The organism is Pseudomonas sp. MWU12-3103b (assembly GCF_023100615.1).
Lineage (GTDB): Bacteria > Pseudomonadota > Gammaproteobacteria > Pseudomonadales > Pseudomonadaceae > Aquipseudomonas > Aquipseudomonas putida_A.
Genome location: NZ_JALMEY010000001.1, coordinates 322,079 through 346,907, shown reverse-complemented (window position 1 = coordinate 346,907; position 24,829 = coordinate 322,079). Strand labels below are relative to the sequence as shown.

At 60.5% G+C, this 24,829-nt stretch carries 22 protein-coding genes and 1 pseudogene; 10 read left to right on the top strand and 13 right to left on the bottom strand.

The genetic code is table 11. The annotated features are described in order from the left end of the window. Positions 1-32: 32 nt before the first annotated feature. Positions 33-1,451: a PLP-dependent aminotransferase family protein gene (locus M0808_RS01580; RefSeq protein ID WP_247839651.1), complete on the top strand. Its 1,419-nt coding sequence runs from the start codon at positions 33-35 to the stop codon at positions 1,449-1,451. On the opposite strand, the gene M0808_RS01575 is transcribed toward M0808_RS01580, so the two are convergent. From M0808_RS01575 to M0808_RS01560, 4 genes are all read right to left on the bottom strand, one after another. Beyond that, positions 1,452-1,982: a hypothetical protein gene (locus M0808_RS01575; protein ID WP_103368153.1), complete on the bottom strand. Its 531-nt coding sequence runs from the start codon at positions 1,980-1,982 to the stop codon at positions 1,452-1,454. It abuts the gene before it with no gap. After that, the gene (locus tag M0808_RS01570) at positions 1,979-4,408 is read right to left on the bottom strand and encodes a fimbria/pilus outer membrane usher protein (protein ID WP_247839649.1); all 2,430 of its coding nucleotides are present in this window, start codon (positions 4,406-4,408) and stop codon (positions 1,979-1,981) included. Before M0808_RS01570 ends, M0808_RS01575 begins: the two co-directional genes overlap by 4 nt. Next, positions 4,408-5,121: a fimbria/pilus chaperone family protein gene (locus M0808_RS01565; protein WP_103368151.1), complete on the bottom strand. Its 714-nt coding sequence runs from the start codon at positions 5,119-5,121 to the stop codon at positions 4,408-4,410. The genes M0808_RS01570 and M0808_RS01565 overlap by 1 nt, the downstream gene beginning before the upstream one ends. A gap of 87 nt (positions 5,122-5,208) precedes the next feature. Then, positions 5,209-5,859, bottom strand: coding sequence for a DUF1120 domain-containing protein (locus M0808_RS01560; protein ID WP_097089501.1), 651 nt, complete (start codon positions 5,857-5,859; stop codon positions 5,209-5,211). A 294-nt stretch (positions 5,860-6,153) separates the two neighbouring features. On the opposite strand from M0808_RS01560, the gene M0808_RS01555 reads away from it, so the two are divergent. Next, positions 6,154-7,722, top strand: a complete 1,569-nt coding sequence (locus M0808_RS01555) for a phospholipase D family protein (RefSeq protein ID WP_247839647.1) — start codon at positions 6,154-6,156, stop codon at positions 7,720-7,722. Positions 7,723-7,861: 139 nt separating this feature from the next. On the opposite strand, the gene M0808_RS01550 is transcribed toward M0808_RS01555, so the two are convergent. Both M0808_RS01550 and M0808_RS01545 read right to left on the bottom strand, forming a co-directional pair. After that, a complete protein-coding gene (locus tag M0808_RS01550; protein WP_134784984.1) occupies positions 7,862-9,007 on the bottom strand; it encodes an MFS transporter in 1,146 nt (381 codons plus the stop codon). Between the two features lie 244 nt (positions 9,008-9,251). Next, complete coding sequence (locus tag M0808_RS01545; protein ID WP_047596781.1) at positions 9,252-10,745, bottom strand: aldehyde dehydrogenase; 1,494 nt, start codon at positions 10,743-10,745, stop codon at positions 9,252-9,254. A gap of 234 nt (positions 10,746-10,979) precedes the next feature. Here M0808_RS01545 and M0808_RS01540 point away from each other — a divergent pair, with 234 nt between their 5' ends. After that, a complete protein-coding gene (locus tag M0808_RS01540; protein WP_247839645.1) occupies positions 10,980-11,342 on the top strand; it encodes a cupin domain-containing protein in 363 nt (120 codons plus the stop codon). Between the two features lie 181 nt (positions 11,343-11,523). Here M0808_RS01540 and rpmG read toward each other — a convergent pair whose 3' ends face one another. Together rpmG and rpmB are read right to left on the bottom strand one after the other, a co-directional pair. Further along, positions 11,524-11,679 (bottom strand): 50S ribosomal protein L33, encoded by a 156-nt coding sequence (gene rpmG, locus M0808_RS01535; RefSeq protein WP_003177274.1) that lies wholly within the window; start codon positions 11,677-11,679, stop codon positions 11,524-11,526. A gap of 11 nt (positions 11,680-11,690) precedes the next feature. After that, the gene (gene rpmB / locus M0808_RS01530; RefSeq protein ID WP_003229474.1) at positions 11,691-11,924 is read right to left on the bottom strand and encodes a 50S ribosomal protein L28; all 234 of its coding nucleotides are present in this window, start codon (positions 11,922-11,924) and stop codon (positions 11,691-11,693) included. A 445-nt stretch (positions 11,925-12,369) separates the two neighbouring features. Here rpmB and M0808_RS01525 point away from each other — a divergent pair, with 445 nt between their 5' ends. Further along, positions 12,370-13,956: an ABC transporter substrate-binding protein gene (locus M0808_RS01525; protein WP_247839643.1), complete on the top strand. Its 1,587-nt coding sequence runs from the start codon at positions 12,370-12,372 to the stop codon at positions 13,954-13,956. 134 nt (positions 13,957-14,090) lie between these two features. Here the strand turns inward: M0808_RS01525 and radC are convergent, their stop codons facing one another. After that, positions 14,091-14,765: a DNA repair protein RadC gene (gene radC / locus M0808_RS01520; protein ID WP_098966267.1), complete on the bottom strand. Its 675-nt coding sequence runs from the start codon at positions 14,763-14,765 to the stop codon at positions 14,091-14,093. 136 nt (positions 14,766-14,901) lie between these two features. Between radC and coaBC the strand changes: the two genes are divergently transcribed. From coaBC to argB, 4 genes and pseudogenes are all read left to right on the top strand, one after another. Next, positions 14,902-16,110 carry a bifunctional phosphopantothenoylcysteine decarboxylase/phosphopantothenate--cysteine ligase CoaBC gene (coaBC, locus tag M0808_RS01515; protein WP_027610411.1) on the top strand — a complete coding sequence of 403 codons (1,209 nt, stop codon included), beginning with the start codon at positions 14,902-14,904 and terminating at the stop codon, positions 16,108-16,110. Positions 16,111-16,115: 5 nt separating this feature from the next. Further along, the gene (gene dut, locus M0808_RS01510) at positions 16,116-16,571 is read left to right on the top strand and encodes a dUTP diphosphatase (RefSeq protein WP_003229483.1); all 456 of its coding nucleotides are present in this window, start codon (positions 16,116-16,118) and stop codon (positions 16,569-16,571) included. Between the two features lie 307 nt (positions 16,572-16,878). Beyond that, a pseudogene (locus M0808_RS01505) lies at positions 16,879-18,276 on the top strand (phosphomannomutase/phosphoglucomutase); the annotation flags it as partial. A 17-nt stretch (positions 18,277-18,293) separates the two neighbouring features. Further along, a complete protein-coding gene (argB, locus tag M0808_RS01500) occupies positions 18,294-19,199 on the top strand; it encodes an acetylglutamate kinase (RefSeq protein WP_003229488.1) in 906 nt (301 codons plus the stop codon). Positions 19,200-19,386: 187 nt separating this feature from the next. On the opposite strand, the gene pyrE is transcribed toward argB, so the two are convergent. Continuing rightward, a complete protein-coding gene (gene pyrE / locus M0808_RS01495; RefSeq protein ID WP_007954442.1) occupies positions 19,387-20,031 on the bottom strand; it encodes an orotate phosphoribosyltransferase in 645 nt (214 codons plus the stop codon). Positions 20,032-20,113: 82 nt separating this feature from the next. Between pyrE and M0808_RS01490 the strand changes: the two genes are divergently transcribed. Continuing rightward, positions 20,114-20,893, top strand: a complete 780-nt coding sequence (locus M0808_RS01490) for an exodeoxyribonuclease III (RefSeq protein WP_003229491.1) — start codon at positions 20,114-20,116, stop codon at positions 20,891-20,893. A gap of 79 nt (positions 20,894-20,972) precedes the next feature. Here the strand turns inward: M0808_RS01490 and gltS are convergent, their stop codons facing one another. From gltS to rph, 3 genes are all read right to left on the bottom strand, one after another. Continuing rightward, entirely contained in the window at positions 20,973-22,181 is a 1,209-nt protein-coding gene (gltS, locus tag M0808_RS01485) for a sodium/glutamate symporter (RefSeq protein WP_247839641.1), read from the bottom strand. A 389-nt stretch (positions 22,182-22,570) separates the two neighbouring features. Further along, positions 22,571-22,939, bottom strand: a complete 369-nt coding sequence (locus M0808_RS01480) for a DUF4870 domain-containing protein (RefSeq protein ID WP_003229492.1) — start codon at positions 22,937-22,939, stop codon at positions 22,571-22,573. A 29-nt stretch (positions 22,940-22,968) separates the two neighbouring features. Further along, positions 22,969-23,691 (bottom strand): ribonuclease PH, encoded by a 723-nt coding sequence (rph, locus tag M0808_RS01475; protein ID WP_027610407.1) that lies wholly within the window; start codon positions 23,689-23,691, stop codon positions 22,969-22,971. 270 nt (positions 23,692-23,961) lie between these two features. Between rph and M0808_RS01470 the strand changes: the two genes are divergently transcribed. Next, entirely contained in the window at positions 23,962-24,825 is an 864-nt protein-coding gene (locus M0808_RS01470) for a YicC/YloC family endoribonuclease (RefSeq protein WP_047596795.1), read from the top strand. Positions 24,826-24,829 lie beyond the last annotated feature (4 nt).

Below are 24,829 nucleotides of genomic sequence, written 5' to 3'. Positions count from 1 at the left end.
GTTTAACGAATCACCTCCATCGAGGCAGTGCCATGACCCTGTATGTGAACCTCGCCGAACTGCTCGGCACCCGCATCGAACAAGGCTTCTACCGTCCTGGCGATCGCCTGCCTTCGGTGCGCGCCTTGAGCGTAGAACACGGGGTCAGCCTGAGCACGGTGCAGCAGGCTTATCGCATGCTTGAGGACAGCGGTCTGGCCACACCGAAACCCAAGTCCGGCTACTTCGTGCCGGTGGGCCGCGAGCTGCCGGAGCTGCCCGCAGTCGGGCGTCCGGCGCAGCGACCGGTGGAGATTTCACAGTGGGATCAGGTGCTGGAGCTGATTCGCGCGGTGCCGCGCAAGGACGTGGTGCAACTGGGTCGCGGCATGCCCGACGTGACCACGCCAACGATGAAACCGCTGTTGCGCGGACTGGCGCGGATCAGCCGACGCCAGGACATGCCCGGTCTGTATTACGACAACATTCACGGCACCCTCGAACTGCGCGAACAGATCGCTCGATTGATGCTCGACTCCGGTTGCCAGTTGAGCGCCAGCGACCTGGTGATCACTACCGGTTGCCACGAAGCGCTGTCCACCAGCATCCACGCGATCTGCGAGCCGGGCGACATCGTCGCGGTGGATTCGCCAAGCTTTCACGGCGCCATGCAGACGCTCAAAGGGCTGGGCATGAAAGCCCTGGAAATCCCCACCGATCCGCTGACCGGCATCAGCCTCGAAGCGCTGGAACTGGCGCTGGAGCAGTGGCCGATCAAGGTCATCCAGATCACCCCCAACTGCAACAACCCGCTCGGCTACATCATGCCGGAGTCGCGCAAACGCGCGTTGTTGACGCTGGCGCAGCGTTTCGACGTGGCGATCATCGAGGACGACGTGTATGGCGAGCTGGCCTACACCTACCCGCGTCCGCGCACGATCAAGTCCTTCGACGAAGATGGTCGAGTGCTGCTGTGCAGCTCGTTTTCCAAGACCTTGGCCCCAGGCCTGCGCATCGGCTGGGTCGCGCCGGGTCGTTATCTGGAACGGGTGCTGCACATGAAATACATCAGCACCGGCTCCACTGCACCGCAGCCGCAAATCGCCATCGCCGAATTCCTCAAGGGTGGTTACTTCGAACCGCACTTGCGGAGGATGCGCACGCAATATCAGCGCAATCGTGACGCGATGATCGACTGGGTTACCCGCTACTTCCCGGCCGGTACTCGCGCCAGTCGTCCGCAAGGCAGCTTCATGTTGTGGGTCGAATTGCCGGAAGGTTTCGATACGCTGAAACTTAACCGCGCGCTGCACGATCAGGGTGTACAGATTGCCGTCGGCAGCATCTTTTCCGCCTCGGGCAAGTACCGCAATTGTCTGCGGATGAATTACGCGGCGAAACCGACACCGCAGATCGAAGAGGCGGTGCGCAAGGTTGGCGCGGCGGCGATCATACTGCTGGCCGAAGCCTGATCATTCCAGCTGAAACGTACCGAATCCCTCAAATCGCTGAAGGTCGGCGACACGACTTGAGGCATCACTGACGCGCGCTTCTATTTCCAGCTCCACCTCCAGATGGCGCCCGGCGGCGAGGCTGCCAGAGCGCCAGGCGGTGATGCGATCGCCAGGCTGCAACAGGCCCGCCTCGCCATCATCGCGCTGCCATTGCACCGGCGCGCCATCCAGACGCGCCGCCACAATGCGTATCTGCAACCGTCCCGGTGCCCAGCGGTAATGCAGCGCATCGCTGCTCGGGGCAGCAAAGTACCACCTGATCGCGCGCGCAGCCGGACATTGAATCCGTAGATGAACCGTGCGCACACCAAAACTGCCGTCATTGCCCGATGGCCGGGCGAGCAGCTCCGCCCGCGTCGAAACGCCATAGTCCACCGCGCTCGGTGAGAGCGTCATCTGGCAGGCCTCGCTGGCCATGACCGAGGTCGATGCCAGCGATGCCAGCGTGATCAGGACAATCCATCGATGCATGCGCAATAACTCGGTCATGTAAGGTTCAAAGGCTGACAGAGCGCGTCGACGGGCTCGATCAATGCTTGCTCGTCCGGCGCTTCAGCCAGATTGAATTGCAGGTCGCAGTGCGCGCTATCCGACAGTTGCACCCGCAGCGACTGACCGGGTTTGATGTCCGGCAGAAAGATCGCCCCAGCCTCAAGCACCGTGGTCACGTATTCGCCTTGCCCGTTGTGTACGGCGAGGCCACTGGGCAACCATTGCCGGTCAAGCGTACTGGCCTTCAACAGCACCCGCCGCACGCGGGTGATGGAAAAATCCATATGCTGAACCGAGCCACGCCCGGCCTCGACCTCCTGATAACCGTCGAGCACCTCGACGTTGCGCGGCAAACTCAACGGATCGACTTCCAGCCGGGCTGTGGAATAGGCCGGCAAACTCGCCACCACCGCCCGGCCCAATCCATCCGTCCACACCGGGCCTTGCGGCGTGTACAGCTTCAGACCCGCACGGTCGCCAGCCTTGAGCACGGCAAAGGTCTCGCGCAGCGGATACGGCGACAGCGTGACACCGTCGCGATGCAACGCCATGCCGCCGCGCAGCCCCAGGTCAAACTCGCTTGCCCCGGCTCGCTGGTTCAGGCCCAGATCCAGACTGGTGTAATGCGCCAGTGCGTTGACCCGCAAACCCAGCGATGGCGCCGCAGCTTCACGCTGTTCGGCACTGGCGCTATAGGCCAGGGTTTCACTGAGCACTTCACTCATCGACACGCCACTGCGCATCCCGGATCGCGGATCGCTGCGCAGATAGCTGCGAGCCCTGCGCTGATCGCCCAATGGCATCCCGGCCGTCAGATAGACCGAGGTGCCCCGCTGCCTCGCGTCGGCATCGCCGATCCCCCGCTCCAGACTCAACGACAGGCTGATGCGCGCGGGCAGTGTCTGCGACCAGGACAATCCCAGGCGCATGTTGGGTGGCTCGTCCACGCTGGTGTAGCGCGACCAGGTCATGCCGAATGCACCCCAGCGCTCGACAGTACCGTTGAGCGAAAATGTCCAGTGATCGCGCCCGGAGGCGTCGGCCCGTCCCTGCTGCTGGCTCCAGCCGGTGTCCGACAGGCTGCGAAAGCCCTTGCCACGGTGCACCGCAACCACACTGGTGGACAGATTCGGCGACAACACGGCACTGACGGTCATTTGCACCTCATGACCTGCAATGCCTGTGTCTCGATCGCTGGACAGCACCTGGCGCACACCGGTGCTCAGATTGCCCGGCCATTGACGCTGCAGCCCCCAGCCTGCCGACAGATAATCCGCCCCACCGAGGAACCCGCCGCTCACGCGCAACGCTCGTGACAGACTCCACTCTCGACCAAGGGTGGCAAATGACGGCGCCTGACGATCATCCGAACCCTGGCGTCGCACCGTGCCCAGCGCCAGATTGAAGCCGTCGGCGCGATCGAATTGTGGATCCTGCAGGCTGGCTGCCGGGACGCGAAAGCGCCGCACTTGCCCTTCCTGCTCGTGCACGCTGACCTCGAGGTCGAGCTGGTTGCTCAACAACGGCAGCGCGCGCAAGGTGAAGGGGCCGCCGGGAACCAGCGTGGTGTAGATCAGCACGCCGTTCTGCCGGACTTCGATTCGCGATGGCGACCAGGCTATGCCCTCGACCTCGCCACGTGGGCCCTCCTGTGCCGCGCGCATTTGCGCGAACGCACCTTCCGGCAGAATCTGCACTCCGTTGAAAGATTCGCCGGCGAACAATGGCGACTGCAAGTTCAACTGGCCGATCTGCACGTTGGCTTCGTAAGCTTCCAGAGTGCGCGTGCCATAGGCATACAGATGCTCGAAACGCGTGCTGTCGGGCAACTGCGTATAGGACTGGCGACTGCGCAAGACCCAGTTGCCGGCATTCAGGCCGAACTCCGAACCCAGCCTGCGAAAATCGCTACGTTGCCCCTCGTGCTGGCTGCCCATGACCAAAACATCGTAGTTGAACACGCCGCCCACTCCGCCATTGGCGAAGCTGCGTGGCTGAAATTCCGGCAGTGCCAACAGGTCCGTCGGCAGCAGCAGGTCGATCTGTTCCTTACCGGGATGCAATGCAACGGTGGCCGCTGGCAGACCTTCGCCCAGCGTCAGGCACTGCTGCGGTTGAACGGGGGGCAAAGCCGCTTGCGCGCGCACACCAGCAGCCTTGAGCAAGGCCGGTTGCAGGCACGGCTCGCCCTGTTCATTGAATGCCACGAACACCCGCCCCCGTGGCTGTCCATTGACCTCAAGCGCGACCAGCCACGTGCCTTGGGAGAAACGCGGCGCTTGGCGAAAATACGCAGCCAGGGCGGGGTCGAGTCCGCGTTCGCGAAGCACCTGCGCATCGAATTCCACCCCTCCACTGGCCATCGTCATGCCGATCGCATTCGCCATCAGCAGTGCCAGTCCCTGACGGGCACACGTGCGCATCAGTGCGTAACCGGGGCATCAAAGTGATCGACCGCAAAGCCATATGTGGTCGCCGGAAAGATCCGCACTGCCATGGTTCGCACTGTTACGTTCAACGGCAAGCCGACAGACAGGCGCTCCCCTGGCAGGATCCAGGTACGCGGCAGATCCACCGCCTGCGTGCCCGGCAGCGGAACAATCGCTTTAGCCAGGCGCACCACGTAAGGACTGGGATTACTGACCAGCAAACCTTCAGCCGTGGCTGACCAGCTCAGGCGTTTCCATGGCTCGCGCTCCACTGGCAGACCGGCGGGGCGCAGGATCACCGGCAGGTTTTGCCGAACACCCAGATTGACCCGGGCACCGTCGACACCTGCCACAGGATTGATCCCCTCAAAAATCACCCGTTTCAGACGCTCGGTCTGCAATGGTTCGGCGCTCTGCAACATGAACCGTACCTGCTGCACCGCACCAGGCTCGACACGGGCAATCGGCGGACTGAACAGCAACAGCTGTTGATCGTGCGGCTCGATATTTTCGACCGTGGTGTGCAGCAGGGCCGGACGCGTTTCGGTGTTTCGCACATTCATCGTCGCTTCACCGACACCCTCATCCACCACCAGCACAGGGGTTTGCGGCACCATTCCGGCAGCGTGAACCCCGGGCATCAAAATCAAGACGAGCAGGCACAGTGGCAACGCCCGCAAGCCTGGGCGGCACATTGAAATCGGCATCGGTATTGCTCCGCAGGGGGCAGCGCACCCGGCAAAGGGCGCGCTGAATGAACCTGAAAGAACCCGGTAATGGCCGGGTTCTGACGATCAGAGGTAGAACATCTCGAAGGTCACCGAGCCATCGAGCGGGATCTCGCTGGTGATCGGCAGCGCGTTGCTCGGGCCGATGATCGGCAACAGGCTCATCGGAAACCCGTGGTGGCGGGCCGCGACCGGGCCAGCTGCCACGCCGGAACCCCATGAGTAGAGCGCCGGGGCATTGCCCACCAGCGGCGAAGCAGGCAGTTGCCACGCCGGTGCTGCCAGAGTGCGTGTCATCAGAGTCTGCGGCGCACCGTCGGCTTCCGGACGACCGTGACGCAGCGCAAATCCGCCGATACGGATGCCGTTGATTTCACCCAGGCCGTAGAACAAAGCCGGATCGTTATTACCGGCACCATCGTTGATGCCCGGCAATTTGGTGGCTGTACGATTGTCTCTGACCGACACCTCGACCGATGCCTCTGCATCACAGTTGATGTGCAGCGAAATGTCGTGGGTCGGCAGCAGCGTCTGCGTGGTCTTGTTCAGGGTGGCTGCGGATATCTTGCGCAAATCTACCGTGCCGCCACCGGCAAATGCGGGGATGCACGAGGTCGGAATAATGGTTCCGACCACACTCAGGTCTACGCTCTCGGCGACCACCAGGGTGGGTAATACTGCAGCCGCGACGGCTACCATCCATGTTGTTTTTTTCATCAGTCCCTACTTCATCGGTTATTGATCAATGGCAGTTGTTCAGCGCATTGCCTTCACAAGACGCTGAACACCGGGGCGATGATTTCGTTTTTTGCAGGAATCGTATGTAGGAATAGGCACCGACCAAGAGCTGAAAAAACAACAAAACAAATAGTCCAAAACCACAGGCGAACTCATTCCTACTTTTGAACGACTAATTGTTTACACAGTGTGGCGAGGATCCGCCGGAAACGGTCTTGGAAATCCTCTGCGTGCCATACTCCGTCACCCCCTGCCTCCAGCCGAGAAAGCAACGTGCGACCCGGAAAAAATTTGCTCGCTGTCTGTGTGTTGTGTTCGTTGGCCAGTGGTTGCGCCACCCTCGATGCGCCGCGCGAACCCAGCCAGGCGTTGCCGGCCGCGGGCTCCGCATTCGGTCGCTCGATTCAGACCCAGGCAGCGCCCTGGCAGGGCCGTTCCGGCTTCCGCTTGCTGTCCAACAGCACAGAAGCCTTCACCGCCCGCGCCGAGCTGATTCGCAACGCACAAACCAGCCTCGACTTGCAGTACTACATCGTCCACGACGGCGTCAGCACGCGGATGCTGGTGGAGGAACTGCTCAAGGCCGCCGACCGCGGCGTGCGCGTACGCATCCTGCTCGACGACACCACCAGCGACGGCCTCGACACGATCATCGCCACGCTGGCGGCGCATCCACAGATCCAGATCCGCCTGTTCAATCCGCTGCACCTGGGCCGCAGCACCGGCGTGACCCGCGCTGCCGGACGCCTGTTCAACCTGTCGCTGCAACACCGGCGCATGCACAACAAACTGTTCCTGGCGGACAACAGCGTGGCCATCGTTGGCGGGCGCAATCTGGGCGACGAATATTTCGATGCCGAGCCAAACCTGAATTTCACCGACATCGACATGCTCAGTGTCGGCCCGGTGGCAGAGCAGCTCGGGCACAGTTTCGACCAGTACTGGAACAGCGCGCTGAGCAAGCCGATCAACGAATTCCTCTCCAGCAAACCAAGCGCCAAAGACCTGCAGAACACCCGCACGCGCCTGGAAGAGTCGCTGGATGAAACCCGTAAACAGAATCACGCGCTGTATCAACAGTTGATGACGTTCAAGACCGCGCCACGCATGGACATCTGGCGCAAGGAACTGATCTGGGCCTGGAACCAGGCGCTGTGGGATGCGCCGAGCAAAGTGCTGGCCAAGGACGAACCGGACCCGCAACTGCTGCTGACCACACAACTGGCGCCGGAACTGCGCGGCGTCAGCAAAGAGCTGATCATGATCTCGGCGTACTTCGTGCCCGGCCAGCCGGGGCTGGTGTACCTGACCGGGCGCGCCGACGCCGGGGTCTCGGTGAGCCTGCTGACCAACTCGCTGGAAGCCACTGATGTGCCGGCGGTGCACGGCGGTTATGCGCCGTATCGCAAGGCGCTGCTGGAGCACGGGGTAAAACTGTATGAGCTGCGCCGTCAGCCTGGGGATAACTATGGCAGTGGCCCGCACCTGTTTTACAGCAAGTCTTTCCGTGGTTCGGATTCCAGCCTGCACAGCAAGGCGATGATTTTCGATCAGCAGAAAGCGTTTATCGGCTCATTCAACTTCGATCCGCGCTCAGTGCTGTGGAACACCGAAGTCGGGGTGCTGGTGGACAGCCCGGAACTGGCCGAACACGTGCGCGAACTGGCGCTGCAAGGCATGGCGCCGGCCCTGAGTTATCAGGCGAAACTGCAGGATGGCGAGATCGTCTGGGTGACCGAGGACAATGGTCAGATGCACACGCTGAGCAAGGAACCGGGGAGTTGGTGGCGGCGCTTCAATGCGTGGTTCAGCACCACTGTTGGTCTTGAGCGGATGCTGTAGTCGAATTGAAAACTCATTTGTGGCGAGGGAGCTTGCTCCCGCCTGAGTGCGCAGCGCTCACGAAGTCTTTGGGGCCGCTGCGCAGCCCAGCGGGAGCAAGCTCCCTCACCACAAGAATTCTTTCGCTTTAAGAGCTGACTTAAGCAGGCTCGGCCACTGTGCCGAATGCCCCCTGACGCATCAGTAGAATCACCAATCCAAACGCCCCCGCCGCCATCAACAACGGCAACGCATGCCCGCTGATCCACTGACTGCCCGCCCCCGCCAGCAAAGGCCCGATCAGACAGCCGACACCCCACAGCTGCGCAATGTGCGCATTGGCCCGCACCAGCGCATCGTCGCGATAACGCTCGCCGATCAGGATCAGTGACAAGGTGAACAGGCCACCGGCACTGGCGCCGAACAACACCCACAACGGCCAGATCAGCAGCGTATCGATTAGCATTGGAATCGCCAGGCTCGACAGCATCAGCACCACCGCGCAACCGGTGAACAACGTGCGTCGAGACAGGTAATCCGCCAGCGCGCCAATCGGCAGTTGCAGTAGCGCATCGCCGACCACCACCGTGCTGACCATCGCCAGCGCAATCTCGGCGGTGAAGCCCTGTTGCAGGCAATACACCGGCAACAGCGTGAGGATCATCGCTTCGAACGCGGCGAACAGTGACACCGCCCAGGCAATCGCCGGCAGCTCCCGGGCAAACCCCCACAGATCGCTGAACGTAACGCTGCTGGCTTCACTGCTCGGCGCACCGCTGCGGCCCATCAACAGCAATGGCGAGACTGTCAGCAGCCCGACACCGACCCAGAAACCATAATCATGCTCAGTGCCTAGCGCACCCAGCAGCAGCGGACCAGACAGTTGGCTCAGCGCATAGCTGCTGCCATACAGAGCGACCAGACGACCGCGCCAGTGTTCGACGACCAGTTGATTGATCCAGCTCTCGCCGAGGATGAATACGATGGTCAGGATCACCCCGATCATCAGGCGCAGCACCAGCCAGACCGGATAACTCGGCAACAGCGCGAGCAAGCCGATCGACAACGCCCCGGCCCACAGGCAAAGACGCATGAGGTTCGCCGTGCCGAAACGTGCCGCCAGATGACTGGAAATCTTCGCGCCCAGCAATACGCCAATCGCCGGCATCGCCGCCATCACGCCGATGGCGAAAGAGCCGTAACCCCAGCTCTCCAGACGCAACGACACCAGCGGCATGCTAACCCCCAGGGCCAGGCCGACACTCAAGACAGACGCCAACACGGCGAAATACGTCGCCCAACGCATGGTCCACGCTCCTGTGGATATTCTTATGTGCGCCACAAAACCAAATGTGGGAGCAAACCCTGTGGTGAGGGGATTCATCCCCGACAGGTCGCGCAGCGACCTCAAAACCTGCACCCTCGCATGCACTGGTTTTGCGACTGCTTCGCAGCCGATCGGGGATAAATCCCCTCACCACAGAGACTTGCTCCCACAGGGGATCTCCGTAAGTTCGAAAGCCTGAACGAATCAGGCTCCCGCTAACGGCTTACAGCTTGATCCACGTCGCTTTCAACTCGGTGTACTTGTCGAACGCGTGCAGCGACTTGTCGCGACCGTTGCCCGACTGCTTGAAGCCGCCGAACGGTGCAGTCATGTCGCCGCCGTCGTACTGGTTGACCCACACGCTGCCGGCGCGCAGTGCTTTGGCAGTCAGGTGCGCCTTGGAGATGTCCTGAGTCCATACCGCAGCGGCCAGGCCGTACGGCGTGTCGTTGGCGATCTGGATCGCTTCTTCGGCGGTATCGAAGGCGATGACCGACAGCACCGGGCCGAAAATCTCTTCCTGAGCGATCTTCATCGCGTTGCTCACGCCGTCGAAAATCGTCGGCTCGACGTAAGTGCCACCGGTTTCCTGGAGGATGCGCTTGCCGCCCGCCACCAGTTTGGCGCCGTCGGTGTGACCGGATTCGATGTACGACAGCACGGTGTTCATCTGCTGGGTATCGACCAGCGCACCGACATTGGTTGCCGGGTCCAGCGGATTGCCCGGCTTCCAGGCTTTCAGCGCCTCGATCACCATTGGCAGGAATTTGTCCTTGATCGAGCGTTCGACCAGCAGACGCGAACCGGCGGTGCAGACTTCGCCCTGGTTGAAGGCGATGGCGCTGGCGGCGGATTCGGCAGCGGCTTGCAGGTCCGGCGCATCGGCGAAGACGATGTTCGGGCTCTTGCCGCCAGCTTCCAGCCACACGCGCTTCATGTTCGATTCGCCGGAGTAGATCATCAGCTGCTTGGCGATCTTGGTCGAACCGGTGAACACCAGCGTGTCGACGTCATTGTGCAGCGCCAGCGCCTTGCCGACGGTGTGGCCGTAGCCCGGCAACACGTTGAGCACGCCTTTCGGAATGCCGGCCTCAACCGCAAGCGCAGCGATGCGGATGGCGGTCAGCGGGGATTTTTCCGACGGTTTGAGGATCACCGAGTTACCGGTCGACAGCGCCGGGCCGAGTTTCCAGCAAGCCATCATCAGCGGGAAGTTCCACGGCACGATGGCACCGACGACACCCACTGGCTCGCGGGTCACCAGACCCAGTTGATCGTGCGGCGTGGCCGCCACTTCGTCGTAGATCTTGTCGATCGCCTCACCGCTCCAGCTCAGCGCTTGCGCCGCGCCCGGTACGTCGATGTACAGCGAATCGCTGATCGGCTTACCCATGTCGAGGGTTTCGAGCAGCGCCAGTTCTTCAGCGTGCTGCTTCAGCAGGCTGGCGAAACGGATCATGGTGGCTTTGCGCTTGGTCGGCGCGAGGCGCGACCACACGCCGGAATTGAAGGTGGCGCGGGCGTTTTCCACGGCGCGTTGGGCGTCGGCGGCGTCACAGCTGGCGATCTTGCCCAGCAGACGGCCATCGACCGGGCTGATGCACTCGAAGGTTTCGCCGGAGACGGCGTCGGTGTATTCACCGTTGAGGTAGGCGCGGCCTTCGATCTTCAGGTCGCGAGCACGTTGTTCCCAATCGGCACGAGTCAGGGTGGTCATTCGAGTGTCCTCCTCTTGTTGAATAGAGCGCCGCGTTCTTCGCGGACGTCTTCAGGAATGCTGCCCGGCCAGCCTGCTTTTCGGCCCAAGGCACCCGCCACCCTAAACCAGCGGCCGGGGTTGTTTCAATATATTTGACATAAGCGCGCCATACGCCCTTGCGGTGTTCATTTTAATAAACATAGACTTTGGCCCTTTCAAGCCACCGCGCCGTCATCACGGGAGAAAACAACAATGAACATCCAGAACGTCGTCGATATCAGCCTGACCAGCAGCGACGCCGAACGCTATCGCCCGGACCCGGCCAAAGTGCTCAAGGGCGATCCCGAGCAAGCGGTGTTCAACCAGTACGACAGCCCTTGTGGGCAAATGGGTGTTGGCGTGTGGGAAGGTGCGATCGGGCAGTGGACGGTGAACTACACCGAGCATGAATACTGCGAAATCCTGCAAGGGGTTTCGGTGCTGCGTGACAGCGATGGCAATGCCAAGACCTTGCGTGTTGGCGACCGCTTTGTGATTCCGGCCGGTTTCCGTGGCACTTGGGAAGTGCTGGAAGCGTGCCGCAAGATCTATGTCATCTTTGAACAGAAGGCTTGAGGATTTTCGCTGGCTGATCCGGCCCTATCGCGAGCAGGCTCACTCCTACAGGTGACCGCATTCCAATGTAGGAGTGAGCCTGCTCGCGATGAGGTCCGACCAGACACCAAAGAAATCCGAGGCAACAAAAAAGGCCCGCATCTCACGATACGGGCCTTTTTCGTAAGTCGGGAAAAATCAATTACTTGATTTTGCCTTCCTTGTAGATCACGTGCTTGCGAACAACCGGATCATATTTCTTGATCTCGATTTTGTCCGGGGTAGTACGCTTGTTCTTGTCGGTAGTGTAGAAGTGACCAGTACCGGCGCTCGAGATCAAACGAATCAATTCACGCATGATTAGCTCCCTTAAATCTTGCCATCGCGGCGAAGTTCGGCGAGCACGACACTGATGCCACGCTTGTCGATGATGCGCATGCCTTTGGCAGATACGCGCAGACGCACAAAACGTTTCTCTTCTTCAACCCAGAAGCGGTGATGCTGCAGGTTCGGCAGGAAACGACGACGGGTTTTGTTGTTTGCGTGGGAAATGTTATTCCCGGTTACCGGACCCTTACCGGTAACTTGACATACTCTCGACATGCCTCAGCCCTCTAAAACCACATGCCCAACCCGGCATGGGTTGGCCGCTTAATCTCTCAGTCATTTGGCGCCAGGCGCCGCGTTTCTTTAGAGGTCTTACCGGCTACACCTACAGTGAAGGAACCGGGCCCCTAGAAAAGAGCGCTGCTTTATACCAGAAAGACCGGGGTGCAACAACAATGGATGTGCAATCGACCGGTAAAAACGCGCATTTTCCGCCTGCAGACGCTTTGGATAAAGGCTGAGGCGAGTTTTGACCACTCGTCGCAGAAAACCGCTCTAACAGACGTTTTCGACTTTTCCTCGTGCACCGCGGTCTGAAAAACGTCACTGGGCTGCCCCAAAAATGCAAAAAGGGGATAGTCATTTGCAATCCAGCCCTCTAGGGTAACCCTTTTCCAGACTGCACCTGCAGATGGCCTTCGATCTGTAAAGGAAGCCGACCATGCGCCTCGCTGCCCTACCCCTGTTGCTCGCCCCGCTTCTGCTGAGCCCCCTGGCCCAGGCCGCCGCCCTGAGCGTCTGCACCGAGGCCAGCCCTGAAGGGTTCGACGTGGTGCAATACAACTCGCTGACCACCACCAATGCCTCGGCCGACGTGCTGATGAACCGCCTGGTGGACTTCGACACCGCCAGCGGCAAAGTCGTGCCGAGCCTGGCCGACAGCTGGGAAGTCAGCACCGACGGCCTGACTTATGTGTTCAAGCTGCACCCGCAGGTGAAGTTTCACAGCACTGACTATTTCAAGCCGACCCGTACCCTGAGCGCCGAAGACGTCAAATTCAGCTTCGATCGCATGCTCGATCCAGCCAACCCATGGCACAAAGTGGCGCAAAGCGGCTTCCCGCACGCCCAGTCCATGCAGTTGCCGGCGCTGATCAAAAAGATCGACGCGCTTGACCCGCTGACCGTGCGCTTTACCCTCGACCACCCGGACTCGACGTTCCTCGCGACCCTGAGCATGGGCTTCGCCTCCATCTATTCCGCCGAGTACGCCGACAAGTTGCTCAAGGCCGACGCGACCGACAAGCTCAACAGCCAGCCGATCGGCACCGGTCCGTTCATCTTCACGCGCTTCCAGAAAGACGCCTCGGTGCGCTACAAGGCCAACCCGGACTATTTCGGCGGCAAGCCGGCGGTCGACCCGCTGATCTTCGCCATCACCCCGGACGCCAACGTGCGCCTGCAAAAGCTGCGGCGCAACGAGTGCCAGATCGCCCTGTCGCCAAAACCGCTGGACGTGAAGGCTGCGCAGGAAGAGCCGACGCTGAAAGTGGAAAAGACTGACGCCTTCATGACCGCTTTCGTCGGCATCAACAGCCAGCATCCACCGCTGGACAAGCCGGAAGTGCGCCAGGCGATCAACCTCGCCTTCGACAAGGCCAACTACGTCAAAGCCGTGTTCGAAGACACCGCAGAGCCGGCCAACGGCCCTTACCCGCCGAACACCTGGAGTTATGCGAAGAACCTGCCGGGCTATCCGCACGACGTGGCCAAAGCCAAGGCGTTGCTGGCCAAGGCCGGACTCAAGGACGGCTTCCAGACCACCATCTGGACGCGTCCGTCCGGCAGTCTGCTTAACCCGAATCCGAGTCTGGGCGCGCAATTGCTGCAATCGGATCTGGCGGAAATCGGCATTCAGGCGGAAATCCGCGTGATCGAGTGGGGCGAACTGATTCGCCGCGCCAAGGCTGGCGAGCATGACCTGCTGTTCATGGGCTGGGCCGGCGACAACGGCGACCCGGATAACTTCCTCACGCCGCAGTTTTCCTGCGCGGCGGTCAAATCCGGCACCAACTTCGCCCGCTACTGCAATGCCGACCTGGACAAGTTGATCAGCGCCGGCAAGACCACCAGTGAGCAAGGCGTGCGCACCAAACTGTACGAACAGGCACAGGCGCAGATTCAGCAGCAGGCGCTGTGGTTGCCGCTGGCGCACCCGACTGCATATGCGCTGACGCGCAAGGATGTGCAGGGTTATTCCGTCAGCCCGTTCGGGCGGCAGGACTACTCCAAGGTCACCCTGAAATAACCCGTCACAACACAATTTACCTGTGGGAGCGGGCTTGCTCGCGAAGGCGTCGGATCAGCCAAACTCTTATTGACTGACACACCGCCTTCGCGAGCAAGCCCGCTCCCACAGGGGTTGGTGTTTGTTGTTGAAAGCTACATCCAGCCACACTCCGCCATCGACAGCGGCTCGCCGTCGCCAATGATGAAGTGATCCAGCACCCGTACATCAATCAGGTCCAGAGCCTTCTGCAAGCGCTTGGTCAGTTGGCGGTCCGCCTGGCTCGGATCGCTGTTCCCCGACGGGTGGTTGTGGCAGAGAATCACCGCCGCCGCGTTGTTGGCCAATGAGCGTTTCACCACTTCCCGAGGATGCACGCTGGTGTTATCGATCGAGCCGCGAAACAGTGCCTCGAACGTCAGCACCTGATGCTTGGAATCGAGAAACAGGCAGCCAAACACCTCGTGTGGCTCGTGGCGCAGCATGGATTTCAGATAGTCCCGAACTGCCTGCGGATTCTCCAGCGCCGGTTTTTTACGCATGCGCTCGGCCAGGTGTCGCCGCCCCATTTCCAGCACCGCCTGCAACTGCGCGAATTTCGCAGGCCCCAATCCCAACTGTCCGCTGAACGCCGCAAGATCGGCCTCCAGCAACGCGCGCAGGCTGCCGAATTGCGTCAACAGGTGTCGCGCCAGATCCACCGCGCTTTTTCCCGTGACCCCGGTTCGAAGAAAAATCGCCAGCAACTCGGCGTCCGAAAGACTTCCCGAGCCCTGTTCAAGCAGCTTCTCCCGCGGCCGCTCCGCCGCAGGCCAATCGCGAATACTCATACACCTTCCTTGTCTGTGGGCACCGCTGTTCCGTAGCGGTCGCTGTGATATCGTAGCCCATCTTTTTTGCGGGCGAATTCACCCTGGGGAGGGGGTTTCGCCACGTATGTCACCCACGAAATGTAAAGGCAGACCTATGCAGCGGCTGTATCGGAAACGCATCGTTCTGGGCGTCGGCGGCGGCATTGCGGCCTACAAGAGCGCCGATCTGGTTCGTCGCCTGATCGACCAGGGCGCCGAAGTGCGTGTGGTCATGACCCATGGCGGCGCCGAGTTCATCACCCCGCTGACCATGCAGGCCCTGTCCGGGCACCCGGTTCACCTCGACTTGCTCGACCCGGCCGCCGAAGCGGCCATGGGTCATATCGAGCTGGCCAAGTGGGCCGATCTGGTGCTGATCGCCCCGGCCACCGCTGACCTGATCGCCCGTTTGGCCCAAGGCATCGCCAACGATCTGCTGACCACCCTGGTGCTGGCCACCGACGCCGTGGTGGCCGTCGCGCCAGCAATGAATCAGGCGATGTGGCGCGATCCGGCAACCCAGGCCAACCTGCAAATCCTTGAAAGCCGTGGCCTGAAGACTTTCGGCCCGGCCTCTGGCAGCCAGGCCTGCGGCGACGTCGGCATGGGCCGGATGATGGAAGCCACCGATCTGGCGCAGTGCGCGGCGGACTGCTTCCAGCGTCAGGCGCTGACCGGCAAGCACGTGGTGATCACCGCCGGCCCGACCCAGGAAAACATCGACCCGGTGCGCTACATCACCAACCACAGCTCCGGGAAAATGGGCTTCGCTCTGGCCGAAGCCGCGGTGGAAGCCGGCGCCCGCGTGACCCTGATCAGCGGCCCGGTGCACCTGCCGACGCCGGATCGCGTCACGCGCATCGATGTGGTCAGTGCCCGCGACATGCTTGCAGCGTGCGAATCGGCCATCCCGTGTGATGTGTTCATCGCCTCGGCAGCGGTGGCGGACTACCGTCCGGAAGTCGTTGCCCCGCAAAAACTCAAGAAAGACCCTACAAGCGGCGACGGCTTCGTCCTGCAAATGGTGCGTAACCCGGACATCCTGGCCACCATCGCGACCCGCCCCGACCGCCCGTTCAGTGTCGGCTTCGCCGCCGAGACCGAACACCTGCTCGACTACGCTGCACGCAAGCTGAAAGACAAGAATCTCGACCTGATCGTCGCCAACGACGTCGCCAACCCGAGCATCGGTTTCAACAGCGAAGAAAACGCCTGCAGCGTGATCGACCGTGAGCTTCATGCCACTGTTTTCGCCCAGACCAGCAAGAGCAAGATCGCTCGCCAACTGGTCACTTTTATCGCCGAACGTCTGAATCAGGTTTAATTTACATGCACGCTTTGCAAGCCAAGATCCTCGACCCACGCATCGGTACCGAATTCCCGCTGCCGCAATACGCCACCCCGGGCTCCGCCGGCCTCGACCTGCGCGCCATGCTGGAGCAGGACATCGTGATCAAGCCGGGTGAAACCGTGCTGATCCCTACCGGTCTGTCGGTCTACATCGGCGACCCGAACCTCGCCGCGCTGATCCTGCCGCGCTCGGGCATGGGCCATAAGCACGGCATCGTGCTCGGTAACCTCGTTGGCCTGATCGACTCCGATTACCAGGGCCCGTTGATGGTGTCCTGCTGGAACCGTGGCCAATCCGACTTCACCATGACCGTCGGCGAACGTCTGGCGCAGCTGGTGCTGGTACCCGTGGTGCAGGCGCACTTCGAAATGGTTGAAGAGTTCGTCGAAACCGAACGCGGCGCGGGCGGCTTCGGCCATACCGGCACGAAATAACCCTGAAATATTATTGTGGCGAGGGGATTTATCCCCGATGGGCTGCGAAGCGGCCCCAAGACTTTTGGATCTGTTGCGCAGCCATCGGGGATAAATCCCCTCACCACAAATTTGTGCATTTTCGGCAGCAGGCTTTAACACCGAAAATCAAGGTTTTGCCGGCCGCAGGCCACGCCAGACGAGGCGTCATGGCCCTTTCACACCACGAACTCTCTGCGGAAAACGCCGTCATACCCTTCAGTTTGAGCCTGCCGCCGAGTGAATCGTCGGTGTGTCCCGCCACTTTCGAGATGGAGCATTTGTGCAGATGAGCACCCCCGCCAAGATCGCCCCGAAGCTTCCCGACAGCATCTTCCGCGCCTATGACATTCGCGGCACCGTGCCGGAATTCCTCAATGCCGAAACCGCTTACTGGATCGGCCGCGCCATCGGCTCACAGAGCCTGGCCCAAGGTGAACCGAATGTTTCCGTCGGTCGCGACGGTCGCCTGTCCGGCCCGGAGCTGGTTGCAGAACTGATCCGCGGTATCGCCGAGAGCGGCTGCCACGTCAGCGACGTCGGCCTGGTCCCGACGCCTGCGCTGTATTACGCGGCGAACGTATTGGCCGGCAAGTCTGGGGTAATGCTCACCGGCAGCCATAACCCGTCGAACTACAACGGCTTCAAGATCGTGATCGCCGGCGACACCCTCGCCAACGAGCAGATCCAGGTGCTGCACGAGCGCATCAAGACCAATGACCTGACCAGCGGTCAGGGCAGCGTGACCCAGGTCGAAATCCTTGACCGCTACACCAACGAAATCGTCAAGGACGTCAAACTGGCCCGACGTCTGAAAGTCGTGGTCGACTGCGGCAACGGCGCGGCCGGCGTGATTGCCCCGCAACTGATCGAAGCGCTGAACTGCGAAGTCATTCCGCTGTTCTGCGAAGTCGACGGCAACTTCCCCAACCACCACCCAGACCCGGGCAAGCCCGAGAACCTCGTCGACCTGATCGCCAAGGTCAAGGAAACCAACGCCGACCTCGGTCTGGCCTTCGACGGTGACGGCGACCGCGTCGGCGTGGTGACCAATACTGGCAGCATCGTCTACCCGGATCGCCTGCTGATGCTGTTCGCCCGCGACGTGGTGGCGCGCAACCCGGACGCGGAAATCATCTTCGACGTCAAATGCACCCGCCGTCTGGTGCCGTTGATCAAGGAATACGGCGGTCGCCCGCTAATGTGGAAGACCGGTCACTCGTTGATCAAAAAGAAAATGAAACAATCCGGTGCTCTATTGGCCGGTGAGATGAGCGGCCACATCTTCTTCAAGGAACGCTGGTTCGGTTTCGACGACGGTATCTACAGCGCCGCACGGCTGCTGGAGATCCTCAGCAAGGAAAAATCCACCGCCGAAGAGCTGTTTGCGACCTTCCCGAACGATATTTCTACGCCGGAAATCAATATCCATGTGACCGAAGAGAGCAAATTCAGCATCATTGATGCACTGCACGACGCACAGTGGGGCGCAGGCGCCGACCTGACCACCATCGACGGCGTGCGAGTCGATTACGCCAAAGGCTGGGGCCTGGTGCGCGCGTCCAACACCACACCGGTGCTGGTGCTGCGCTTCGAGGCCGATGACGAGGCTGAATTGCAGCGCATCAAGGATGTGTTCCACGCCCAACTGAAACGCGTTGCACCTGATCTCCAACTACCGTTCTGATTCACCCGGAGCCCTGAATGACCCTCGAACGCGAAGCCGCCGCCCACACCGCCCAGGTCCTGTCCGAAGCGTTGCCTTACATCCGACGTTATGTCGGCAAGACCCTGGTGATCAAATACGGCGGCAACGCGATGGAAAGCGAGGAGCTGAAAACCGGCTTCGCCCGCGACATCGTCTTGATGAAAGCCGTAGGCATCAACCCGGTGGTGGTTCACGGCGGCGGCCCGCAGATCGGTGATCTGCTCAAGCGCCTGTCGATCGAAAGCCACTTCGTCGATGGCATGCGTGTCACCGACGCCGCGACCATGGACGTGGTGGAAATGGTCCTCGGCGGTCAGGTCAACAAAAGCATCGTCAACCTGATCAACCGTCACGGCGGCAGCGCCATCGGCCTGACCGGTAAAGACGCCGGGCTGATTCGTGCGAAGAAACTGACCGTCACCCGCCAGACCCCGGAGATGACGCAGCCGGAAATCATCGACATCGGTCAAGTGGGCGAAGTGGTCGGGATCAACACCGAGCTGCTGAACCTGCTGGTCAAAGGCAACTTCATCCCGGTGATCGCGCCGATCGGCGTCGGTGAGAACGGCGAGTCGTACAACATCAACGCCGACCTGGTGGCCGGTAAAGTCGCCGAAGCGCTGAAAGCCGAGAAGCTGATGCTGCTGACTAACATCGCCGGCCTGATGGACAAGTCGGGCACCGTGTTGACCGGTCTGAGCACCCAGCAGGTCGACGATCTGATCGCCGACGGCACCATCTACGGCGGCATGCTGCCGAAGATCCGTTGCGCACTGGAAGCGGTTCAGGGTGGCGTTGGCAGCTCGCTGATCATCGACGGTCGCGTACCGAACGCGATCCTGCTGGAAATCTTCACCGACACTGGTGTGGGCACGCTGATCAGCAATCGCAAGCGTCCGTAAGCCGTCGCGGAAACGAAAAGACCCCGCTCAGCCTGACTGAGCGGGGTCTTTTTTTGCCTGCGGCCTTCCATCTATTGTGGCGAGGGAGCTTGCTCCCGCTTGAGTGCGCAGCGCTCACAAGCTTTTCGGGTCTGCTACGCAGCCCAGCGGGAGCAAGCTCCCTCGCCACAAAAGCTCATTCCACAGTTCAGACGCCGAACTGGGCGCGATACGCTTCCACGGCTGGCAGATGCTGCTTGAGCTGCGGATCGTCGGCGAGGAATTCCAGCACCTGGTTCAGCGAAACGATGCTGATCACCGGAATACCGAAATCACGCTCGACTTCCTGGATTGCCGACAATTCGCCGTTGCCACGCTCCTGACGGTTCAGGGCGATCAGCACGCCGGCGGCCTTGGCGCCGTCCTGGGAAGCGATGATCTGCATCACTTCGCGGATCGCGGTGCCGGCAGTGATCACGTCGTCGATGATCAGCACTTCACCGGTCAACGGCGCGCCGACCAGGCTGCCGCCTTCGCCGTGGGCCTTGGCTTCCTTGCGGTTGAAGCACCATGGCAGGTCACGGTTGTGGTGTTCGGCCAACGCGACAGCGGTGGTGGCTGCCAGCGGGATGCCTTTGTAGGCCGGGCCAAACAATACGTCGAAAGGAATGCCGCTTTCGGCGATGGCTGCCGCGTAGAAACGCCCCAGCTGCGCCAGGGCCGAACCCGAGTTGAACAGGCCGGCATTGAAGAAGTAAGGACTGGTGCGCCCGGACTTCAGGGTGAACTCACCGAAGCGCAAAACGCCGCGATCGATGGCAAAACGAATGAAATCGCGCTGATACGCTTGCATGAAAAAAACCCCAAATACCACGGATTTAGCTAATTAGCTTGACGCCGTGTATCATACACGCACGCGATTTTTGGGGCCATTTATGCGGATCATCAGTGTGAACGTCAATGGTATTCAGGCTGCAGTCGAGCGTGGTTTGCTCAGTTGGCTGCAAGCACAGAATGCCGACGTCATCTGCCTGCAGGACACCCGTGCCTCCGCCTTTGAACTGGATGACCCAGCCTTCCAACTGGATGGCTACTTCCTTTATGCCTGCGATGCTGAAGTCCCTGCCCAAGGTGGCGTGGCTTTGTATTCGCGGTTGCAACCGAAGGCTGTCATCAGCGGTCTCGGTTTCGAGACGGCCGACCGCTACGGGCGCTACCTGCAAGCAGATTTCGACAAAGTCAGTATTGCCACCTTGCTGCTCCCTTCGGGGATGAACGGCGATGAGGACTTGAACCAGAAGTTCAAGCTCATGGACGACTTCGGCAAGTACCTGGACAAGCAGCGGCGTAAACGTCGCGAGTACATTTATTGTGGCTCGCTGTACGTTGCGCAGCAGAAGCTCGACATCAAGAACTGGCGCGACAGCCAGCAATCCCCGGGCTTCCTGGCGCCAGAACGCGCCTGGATGGACGAGATTGTCGGCAACATGGGCTATGTCGATGCCCTGCGCGAAGTCAGCCGCGAAGGTGACCAGTACAGCTGGTGGCCGGACAACGAACAGGCCGAGATGCTGAATCTGGGCTGGCGCTTCGACTACCAGCTGCTGACCCCAGGCTTGCGCCGTTTCGTACGCAGCGCGCGCCTGCCACGTCAGCCACGGTTCTCGCAGCACGCGCCGCTGATCGTCGACTACGACTGGACGCTGACCATCTAAGCGTCGATCCGTCGTTAAAAAAATGCCCGTATCGCGAGATACGGGCATTTTTTATGCCGCGCCTGAAGCCGTCCTGACCTCAGACGGCGACAAAAAACGGCAAGGCCAGGTAAAGCTTGATGACGATCACGTTGATGATGTCGATGAAGAATGCACCGACCATCGGCACCACCAGAAACGCAATCTGCGAAGGCCCGAAACGCTGCGTCACCGCCTGCATGTTGGCAATGGCGGTTGGCGTTGCGCCCAGGCCAAAACCGCAATGCCCCGCCGCCAGGACCGCCGCGTCGTAGTTACTGCCCATCACTCTGAATGTCACAAAAATCGCAAACAGCGCCATGACCAACGTTTGCGCAGCCAGGATGATGAATATCGGCAGTGCCAACGCTGCCAGATCCCAGAGTTTGAGAGACATCAAGGCAATTGCCAGAAACAGCGACAGGCTGACATTGCCCAGCACCGACACTTCACGCTCGAATACCTGATACAGGCCCAGCGCCGATAGCCCGTTACGCAGCATCACCCCCACAAACAAAACGCAGACAAACGTTGGCAACTCGAATGCGGTTCCGTGCAGAAAGCCATTCAGAAGATTGCCAGCCAATAAACTGACCGCAATCAATGCCAGTGTCTCGATAAACGAAAAGGGCGTAATCGAGCGCTCTTTGTTCGGCTGCTCAAAACCCTTTGGCATCCGTGGCGTTTCTTGAAACTGGCAACCGGGCACCTCAACGCGTTTGATGAGCAGGCGGGCCACAGGCCCACCTATCAAACCGCCCAGGACCAAGCCGAAGGTTGCCGAGGCGATTGCAAGCTCGGAGGCCGAAGCAAGGCCGTACTTTTCACTGAATACCGTGCCCCACGCCGCCCCCGTACCGTGACCGCCCGCAAGCGTGATCGAACCCGTCAGGAGCCCCATCAACGGATCAAGACCCAACGCTTTGGCAAGGCCAATGCCCAAAGCGTTCTGAACCACCAGAAGCCCGGTAACCGCCAGTAGAAATATGCCGACTACGCGACCACCCTTTTTCAGGTTGGCAAAGTCTGCGCTCAAACCGATAGTGGCAAAGAACGCCAACATCAACGGCGCCTGCAGTGAAGTATCGAATCTGATTTCTATATCAAAAGTTCGCAATATCAATAAACCCAGCGCAACCACCAGTCCACCGGCGACGGGTTCAGGAATATTGTAATTACGCAGAAATCCGACTCGTGCAATAAGTCCGCGCCCCAGTAATAGCACCAGAGAGGCGGCCACGAGCGTTCCATAAAAATCGAGCTGGATCATTGGGGATATTCTTGACTATTTATTCATCAGGCGCACTTTTACCCGCGCACGCCTATTGAATCGGCTGATTGTCTCAACACTGATTGATGTGGAATTCAAGGGCCTTTGATGGCTTGAATATATCGAGATATTTCTGAAGCAATGTTGCGCGGAGCAACCTTAACAATCGACAAGTCCTGTTGCCAAGGACTGAGATCGCGTTAAAGCATTGCAGTTGTGACTAAAAGTGTAGGCGTTAGATATATAAAAAATATCCACTACCGCTTGTCGCAGATAGAACTGCTCCTACACGAAAGAGTAATTATTCGAGTTGCAAAAACACAAATGCCCTGACTAGTCAGGGCATTTACATTAAAACTTTACGAGTCACGGAGGCTTTGCATTGATCGTTATTTGATCAGTCGCCAAGTGAATGGATAACGGTAGGGAAAGCCTTCGTTCGCCTTCACCCCGGCAATGATCGTCAGCACCAACGCGCCGATGGCCAGCAGGCCCAGCAAGAAGAAGCCGATGATCAACACCATCAGCAGCAGACAGATCGCGGCAGCAATCGCCACGGTGATTTGAAAGTTCAGCGCTTCCTTGCCCTGAGCGTCGATGAATGGATCGGTCTCGCGCTTCATTTGCCACAGGATCAGCGGCCCGATCAGGTTGCCGAACGGAATCCAGATCCCCAGCAAGGCGGACAAGTGACAAAACATCGCCCATTGACGAACCTCTTGGCTCGGCTTGGGCAGCAACTCTTGCTCATCACTCATCACGTCCTCCTTGCGGGTTGCGAACCTGCTCAGTCGGCCAGTGCAGCCTTTTGCAGTTCGAAGATTTCGTTCATGCCTTTCTTCGCCAGTTCCAGCATGGCGTTCAGATCTTCAGGCTGGAACGGCGCGCCTTCGGCGGTGCCCTGGACTTCGATGAAGCCACCGGTGCTGGTCATCACCACGTTGAGGTCGGTCTCGGCGGCGGAATCTTCAAGATAGTCCAGATCCAGCACCGGCTCGCCCTGATACATGCCGACCGATACCGCGCCGATCATTTGCTTGAGCGGGTCGCCGCCTTTCAGGCCGCCGCGCTTCTTGATCACTTTCAGTGCATCGACCAGTGCCACCATGGCGCCGGTGATAGAGGCGGTGCGGGTGCCGCCGTCAGCCTGGATCACGTCGCAGTCGACGTACAGGGTCACGTCGCCCAGCTTGGACATGTCCAGCGCAGCGCGTAGCGAACGGCCGATCAGGCGCTGGATTTCCAGGGTGCGGCCGCCCTGCTTGCCACGGCTCGCTTCACGCTGGTTACGCTCGCCAGTGGCGCGCGGCAGCATGCCGTACTCGGCGGTCAACCAGCCCTGGCCCTGGCCTTTGAGGAAACGCGGCACGCCGTTTTCGACGCTGACGGTGCAGATGACCTTGGTATCACCGAATTCGACCAGTACGGATCCCTCGGCGTGTTTGGTGTAGTTGCGGGTAATGCGGATCGAGCGAAGCTGATCGGCAGCGCGACCACTTGGACGTTTCATAGGGAATACCTGTACTGGGGACGGAAAACTGCCGAGCATTATAGAGCGCTGCACCGCGCCTGGGCACGGGTTAAAAATTCCGGCCGTCGACCCAGGGCCCTGAAACGCGCATAACCGACGGCCTGCAGCCCTTTGTCACACCGTGTGTTTGGGCGCATCCGCCGCACTGCGCTACAATCCTGCGCCTTTGCTGCCAGTCGGCTTAAATTCATTGATATCGAGCCTGCGGAACATCCCTTCTGCGCCGATTTGCATTGCGAGGTCACCGCCATGGTGCACAGCATGACCGCCTTCGCCCGCGTCGAGAAAGCCGGCGTCCAGGGCACCCTGAGCTGGGAGCTGCGCTCGGTCAACAGCCGCTATCTGGAACCGCACCTGCGCCTGCCGGAGTCGTTCCGCGACCTCGAGGGCGCCGTGCGTGAAGCCCTGCGTCAGGGCCTGTCGCGGGGCAAACTGGAATGCACCCTGCGCTTCACCGAAGAAAGCACCGGCAAGCCGTTGCAGGTCGACCGCGAGCGCGCCGCGCAACTGGTCGCCGCCGCCGAAACCGTTGCCGGCCTGATCAAGAACCCGGCAGCACTCAACCCGCTGGAAGTGCTGGCCTGGCCCGGCGTGCTGGTGGCCGACGCCACTGATCCACAAGCGCTGAACGCCGATGCGCTGGCGCTGTTCAATCAAGGTCTCAAGGAACTCAAGGCCGGCCGCGAGCGCGAAGGCGCGGAGTTGGCACGCCTGATCAACGAGCGCCTGACTTCCATTGAAGAGGACGTCGTGACCTTGCGTGAACTGGTGCCGCAGATGCTTGCGACCCAGCGTCAGAAAGTCCTCGACCGCTTCACCGACATGAAGGCCGAACTGGATCCGCAGCGCCTGGAACAGGAAATGGTCATGCTCGCGCAAAAGAGCGATGTGGCCGAAGAACTGGATCGCTTGAGCACTCACATCATCGAAGTTCGCCGGGTGCTCAAGTCCGGCGGTGCCGCCGGTCGGCGCCTGGATTTCCTGATGCAGGAGCTCAACCGCGAAGCCAACACACTGGGCTCCAAGGCCTTCGACCCGCGCAGCACCCAGGCCGCCGTCAACCTCAAGGTGTTGATCGAGCAGATGCGCGAACAAGTGCAGAATATTGAGTAAGGCA

Coding starts and splice junctions, on each gene's coding strand:
- M0808_RS01525 (WP_247839643.1), top strand. CDS start 12,370: ATGCGCCTCGCTGCCCTACCCCTGTTGCTCGCCCCGCTTCTGCTGAGC.
- M0808_RS01560 (WP_097089501.1), bottom strand. CDS start 5,859: ATGAAAAAAACAACATGGATGGTAGCCGTCGCGGCTGCAGTATTACCC.
- M0808_RS01545 (WP_047596781.1), bottom strand. CDS start 10,745: ATGACCACCCTGACTCGTGCCGATTGGGAACAACGTGCTCGCGACCTG.
- dut (WP_003229483.1), top strand. CDS start 16,116: ATGCACGCTTTGCAAGCCAAGATCCTCGACCCACGCATCGGTACCGAA.
- M0808_RS01580 (WP_247839651.1), top strand. CDS start 33: ATGACCCTGTATGTGAACCTCGCCGAACTGCTCGGCACCCGCATCGAA.
- pyrE (WP_007954442.1), bottom strand. CDS start 20,031: ATGCAAGCGTATCAGCGCGATTTCATTCGTTTTGCCATCGATCGCGGC.
- M0808_RS01480 (WP_003229492.1), bottom strand. CDS start 22,939: ATGAGTGATGAGCAAGAGTTGCTGCCCAAGCCGAGCCAAGAGGTTCGT.
- M0808_RS01570 (WP_247839649.1), bottom strand. CDS start 4,408: ATGCGCACGTGTGCCCGTCAGGGACTGGCACTGCTGATGGCGAATGCG.
- M0808_RS01575 (WP_103368153.1), bottom strand. CDS start 1,982: ATGACCGAGTTATTGCGCATGCATCGATGGATTGTCCTGATCACGCTG.
- M0808_RS01540 (WP_247839645.1), top strand. CDS start 10,980: ATGAACATCCAGAACGTCGTCGATATCAGCCTGACCAGCAGCGACGCC.
- radC (WP_098966267.1), bottom strand. CDS start 14,765: ATGAGTATTCGCGATTGGCCTGCGGCGGAGCGGCCGCGGGAGAAGCTG.
- gltS (WP_247839641.1), bottom strand. CDS start 22,181: ATGATCCAGCTCGATTTTTATGGAACGCTCGTGGCCGCCTCTCTGGTG.
- rpmG (WP_003177274.1), bottom strand. CDS start 11,679: ATGCGTGAATTGATTCGTTTGATCTCGAGCGCCGGTACTGGTCACTTC.
- M0808_RS01565 (WP_103368151.1), bottom strand. CDS start 5,121: ATGCCGATTTCAATGTGCCGCCCAGGCTTGCGGGCGTTGCCACTGTGC.
- argB (WP_003229488.1), top strand. CDS start 18,294: ATGACCCTCGAACGCGAAGCCGCCGCCCACACCGCCCAGGTCCTGTCC.
- M0808_RS01550 (WP_134784984.1), bottom strand. CDS start 9,007: ATGCGTTGGGCGACGTATTTCGCCGTGTTGGCGTCTGTCTTGAGTGTC.
- rpmB (WP_003229474.1), bottom strand. CDS start 11,924: ATGTCGAGAGTATGTCAAGTTACCGGTAAGGGTCCGGTAACCGGGAAT.
- M0808_RS01490 (WP_003229491.1), top strand. CDS start 20,114: ATGCGGATCATCAGTGTGAACGTCAATGGTATTCAGGCTGCAGTCGAG.
- rph (WP_027610407.1), bottom strand. CDS start 23,691: ATGAAACGTCCAAGTGGTCGCGCTGCCGATCAGCTTCGCTCGATCCGC.
- M0808_RS01470 (WP_047596795.1), top strand. CDS start 23,962: ATGGTGCACAGCATGACCGCCTTCGCCCGCGTCGAGAAAGCCGGCGTC.
- coaBC (WP_027610411.1), top strand. CDS start 14,902: ATGCAGCGGCTGTATCGGAAACGCATCGTTCTGGGCGTCGGCGGCGGC.